The sequence below is a fragment of the Mycobacterium sp. GA-1841 genome, assembly GCF_001954135.1.
In the GTDB taxonomy this organism is placed as follows: domain Bacteria; phylum Actinomycetota; class Actinomycetes; order Mycobacteriales; family Mycobacteriaceae; genus Mycobacterium.
This window is the reverse complement of record NZ_MBEQ01000016.1, coordinates 1-1,304: the sequence shown is the minus strand read 5'-3', so window position 1 is coordinate 1,304 and position 1,304 is coordinate 1. Positions and strand designations below refer to the sequence as shown.

The 1,304-nt window shown below is 62.6% G+C and carries 2 protein-coding genes; both read right to left on the bottom strand.

From position 1 onward, the window contains the following. Positions 1-28: 28 nt before the first annotated feature. Complete coding sequence (locus A5740_RS04365; protein WP_139334928.1) at positions 29-919, bottom strand: IS3 family transposase; 891 nt, start codon at positions 917-919, stop codon at positions 29-31. Next, entirely contained in the window at positions 916-1,239 is a 324-nt protein-coding gene (locus A5740_RS04360; protein ID WP_076191806.1) for a transposase, read from the bottom strand. The genes A5740_RS04365 and A5740_RS04360 overlap by 4 nt, the downstream gene beginning before the upstream one ends. Positions 1,240-1,304: the final 65 nt, after the last annotated feature.

The window sequence follows — 1,304 nt, the reverse complement described above, 5'->3', positions numbered from 1 at the left end:
TGAGGTTCCCCAGAAAAAGTGGACGCGGTTAGCTTGCTTCCAGGGTGACAGTCAGGGCGCGCTCGTAGTTGATGGGTGAGCGCATTCCGATCGCTGAATGTCGACGTTGATGGTTGTAGAATGTCATCCAATTGTCAACTGCAGCAATCAATTCAGCTTTAGTACCGAAGGTGTGCCGGTAGTAGTACTCGTGTTTGAACGTCGACCACAGCGATTCGGCGCCGGCGTTGTCCCAGCAGATACCGGTGGCCCCCATGGATCGGCGCAGCCCGTGGGTCGTGGCCGCGGTGGCCATGTCATGGGAGGTGTACTGGGTCCCGCGGTCTGAGTGCAGGATGACGTCGCTGACCTGGCCGCCGCGGGTGAACACCGCACGGTCCACTGCGGTGGTCACCAGCTCGGTGCGCATGTGGCCATCGACGGCCCAGCCCAGCACGCGCCGGGAATGCTCATCGCGGATCGCACACAGGTACATGTCGCCTTCCCCGCAGCTCAGGTAGGTGATGTCCGAGGACCACACCGCATCAATACGGCCCTGGTCGAAACATCGGCCGACCAGATCCGGCGGGAACGACGCACTCAGGTCGACGACCGTGGTCGTTTTGAAGGTGCGCGGGCTGATGCCCTCGATCCCGAGTGCGGCCATGATCGCCGCGACGGTGTTGACCGATACCTGCTCGCCGGCAGCGTGCAGATCGGCGGTGATCCGCGGCGACCCGTAAGTGCCCCGGGAGTCCTTGTGATGGGCCAAAATCTTGACTTCCAAGTCCCGTCGGCGCTGGGCCCGGGGCGTGGGCTCAGCAGTCCTCAGGCGGTGCAGGTGCTTGTAGTAGCCCGAGGTGGACACGCCCAACAGTGTGGCCATCCGGGTGACGTCGTGGGAGGCGCACTCTGCAGCCATGAGCTCGAACCGGCTCACTTTAGATGCTTCCCTGCAAAGTACGCCGAGGCTTTTTCCAGGAACGCGATGTCCTTGGCCTGCTCGCTGACCTTGGCCCGAAGCCGTACCAGCTCGGCCCGTTCATCCGGTGAAAGCGATTGCCCATCACCAGGATCAGGCACCATGCCGCCCTCGGCAGCGGCCATCCGGCGACGCTCCTGGCTCACCCACTTATGCAACAGGTTCTCATGCAGATTCAACTCGACGGCAACCTCGGCCACCGGTCGGTTCCCATCGATGACCCGATGCGCGGCCTCCACCCGATACTCCGGGGTAAACGAACGCCGACGAGCAGACATACGAACATCCTTCCAGGGGACCACGTCCCGCTATCTCAGATGTCCACTACTTCTGGGGAACCCCA